Raw genomic sequence first — 3376 nt, 5'->3', positions numbered from 1 at the left:
GGGGGATCTGTGGTGTGCTGAAGTGGTGTGGCTGTCGCTCGCCGAGTGAACGAATGCGTGCGTGGCGAGCGCCAGCCCCGCAGAGGGCTGTTGCTCGCCGAAACGGAATGAATGAAAGAGTATGAGTGGGAGGCGGCGAATCGCGTTTCCCAGAGGCTCGCGCACTCCAGTACTCCCCGACACGCTGGCGAGCTTAACTTCCGTGTTCGGGATGGGTACGGGTGTAATCCTCGCCGCTGTGGCCGCCTTAACGCCGACCAACGGATTCGAACCGTTGCCTACGCCAACCTGGCGTCGGTGGTCTACACTCGTGTATACGCGCAATCCAGTTCGCGCCTGGACCACCCCGAGTACAGTACGGTGGTCCCAGTATGCGGTATGACTAATGGCATGATCTGTTAGTGCTCGCGGGCTTAACGCCTCGTTGCCTTGGCGCGCACACCCCGAGTCTATCTAACTCGTCTTCTACGAGTGATCATAGTGGTACCTCTTTTCCAGGTGGGTTTCGAGCTTAGATGCGTTCAGCTCTTACCCCGTGTGACGTGGCTGCCGGGCACGTGCCCTCTCGGACAACCCGTACACCAGTGGTCACCATTCGTAGTTCCTCTCGTACTATACGAACGTTCCCGTCAGGTACCGTTACACCCCCAATAGATAGCAGCCGACCTGTCTCACGACGGTCTAAACCCAGCTCACGACCTCCTTTAATAGGCGAACAACCTCACCCTTGCCCGCTTCTGCACGGGCAGGATGGAGGGAACCGACATCGAGGTAGCAAGCCACCGGGTCGATATGTGCTCTTGCCGGTGACGACTCTGTTATCCCTAAGGTAGCTTTTCTGTCATCAATCTCCCGCATCAAGCAGGATGATTGGTTCGCTAGACCACGCTTTCGCGTCACCGTCCCTCGTTATGAAGGACAGTGTCAGCCCACCGTATGCTCTTGCGCTCTGCTCCGAGTCTCCGACTCGGATGAGGTGGACATAGGGCGCGCTCGATATCTTTTCAAGCGCGTACCGCCCCAGTCAAACTGCCCGGCTACCGGTGTCCTCCGCCAGGAGTGAGAGTCACAGTCACTACTGGATAGTATTTCAGTGGTGGCTCGGTGGCCCGCTGGCGCGGGTACCTGTGTAGTGCCTCCTATCTATCCTGCACAGTAGCGACCGTGTCTCAGCGACAGCCTGCAGTAAAGCTCTATAGGGTCTTCGCTTCCCCTTGGGGGTCTCCAGACTCCGCACTGGAACGTACAGTTCACCGGGCCCAACGTTGGGACAGTGGCGCTCTCGTTGATCCATTCATGCAAGCCGCTACTGAAGCGGCAAGGTACTACGCTACCTTAAGAGGGTCATAGTTACCCCCGCCGTTGACAGGTCCTTCGTCCTCTTGTACGAGGTGTTCAGATACCTGCACTGGGCAGGATTCAGTGACCGTACGAGTCCTTGCGGATTTGCGGTCACCTATGTTGTTACTAGACAGTCGGAGCGCCCGAGTCACTGCGACCTGCCCTTCTGCAGGGCAGGCATCCCTTATTGCGAACGTACGGGACTAACTTGCCGAATTCCCTAACGTCGGTTGTTCCCGACAGGCCTTGGCTTTCGCCGCCATGAGCACCTGTGTCGGTTCTTGGTACGAGTCACAGACTTGCCTTTTCACGGGCCCTAGGTACGATCGACTTTCGCTATCTCATGGTTCGTCCGCTTCGTGCCGTTACGGCTTCCACGGAGTTGCATAATTCGACTGGGCGAAGGCCCAGCTCGATTGTTCCCAAGGCGTCGGCGTTGAGTGTCTGTGAGCACTGGAATATTAACCAGTTTCCCTGTCGTCACATTCGAATTACGGTGTGACTTAGGATCGGCTAACCCTCGACTGATCAGCATTGTCGAGGAACCCTTGCTCATTCGGCCGTCGGGGTTCTCACCCGACTATCGCTGCTACTATGGCCAGGATTATCGTCACCAGTCGGTCCACACGAACTCTCGTCCGTGCTTCCACCCGACTGGAGCGCCAGTCTACGGAATCACCCCTATGGGGGGTGTCGCCAGGTCTCGGTGATGGATTTGAGCCCCGATCATTTTCGGCGCCTCGAACCTCGGCCGGTAAGCTGTTACGCTTTTCTTAGAGGGTAGCTGCTTCTAAGCTCACCTCCCGGCTGTTTAGGGCTCGAGACTACCTTCGGTTGCACTTAATCCATACTTTGGGACCTTAACCCAGCTCTGGGTTGTCTCCCTCATGGTGCACAGGCTTACCCCGCACACCGGACTCCCTGCGTCTGTGGCGCTCGTAGGTTCGGAGTTTGACAGGGAGGCCGACATCTCTCGATGGCGGGTCTCCCAATCGGTCGCTCTACCCCACGAGCTACCTCAGCAGAGGTCATGCTTCGACATGTTTCGACTGGAACCAGCTGTTGCCAGGCTCGATGGGCCTTTCACCCCTATACGTAGGTCACGAGAGGGTATTGAAGGACACCAACTCTAACAGGCCTCCACGTGCCTTTCGGCACGCTTCACCTTGCCCACGCATAGATCGCCTGGTTTCGGGTCGCATCCGGTCGGCTCCCCGCCCTTGAAGACGGTGGCCCTGGCCCGTGAGGGCTGCGGCCGTATCGGTTTCCCTGCGCCTGCCTCGCGCGAAGCGAGTTAGACTTGCCGGTCAGATGCACTCCCTGGCTCGTTTTTCAAAACGCACGACGGAACATCGGCTCCCCACAGTTCCTACTGGAGACTCGCGTCTCGGTCGTTTTCTGTGGGGCCTTGTATGCCCCGTCGCTCTATCGCCACCTGGGTTCAAGCCCTATTGCACCTCCCGTTGTGGGGTGCTTTTCAGCGTTCGCTCACGCTACTTGTTCGCTATCGGTCTCAAGGAGTACTGAGTCTTCGCGGTCGATGCCCGCGTTGTTCCCGAGGGATATCCAACCCTCGGTACTCTGGAGCTGACGCACGCTGTACTTGCTTTCGGTACGGGATTGTCACCCTGTATCATCCTCCGTTCCAGGAGAGTTCGCGAAAGCGTTCGAGCGATGAAAGTCAGTCCGAACACCACATTGCCCGAGTAGGGCTTCGGTTTGGACTGGATCGCGTTCACTCGCGGTTACTGACGATGTCGCTGTTGCTTTTTGTTCCTGCCGGTACTGAGATGTTTCAATTCCCGGCGTTCCCCATTGCGCGAAGCAATTGCGGTGGGGATTCCCATTAGGAGATCCTCAGTTCGATGCCTCCGTGCGGCTTGCTGAGGCTTTTCGCAGCTTGGCACGTCCTTCGTCGGCTCTTGAGCCGAGCTATCCATCAGGTGGCAGAGTAGCCACGTTATATGGGACGTTCACTGTGACCCGGAATGGTCCAGTGGACGCCTGGATTGCGCGTACACACGGTGTCATAACG

2 rRNA genes are annotated in these 3376 nt (G+C 57.6%); both read right to left on the bottom strand.

Annotated elements, in window-relative coordinates:
* Nucleotides 1-127 precede the first annotated feature (127 nt).
* A 5S ribosomal RNA gene (rrf, locus tag NO345_RS19535) occupies nucleotides 128-250 on the bottom strand.
* A 130-nt stretch (nucleotides 251-380) separates the two neighbouring features.
* Nucleotides 381-3305 (bottom strand): 23S ribosomal RNA (locus tag NO345_RS19530).
* Nucleotides 3306-3376: the final 71 nt, after the last annotated feature.

The sequence above is a fragment of the Haloarchaeobius salinus genome (genome assembly GCF_024464185.1).
Lineage (GTDB): Archaea > Halobacteriota > Halobacteria > Halobacteriales > Natrialbaceae > Haloarchaeobius > Haloarchaeobius salinus.
This window is presented reverse-complemented; position numbering and strand designations above follow the sequence as displayed.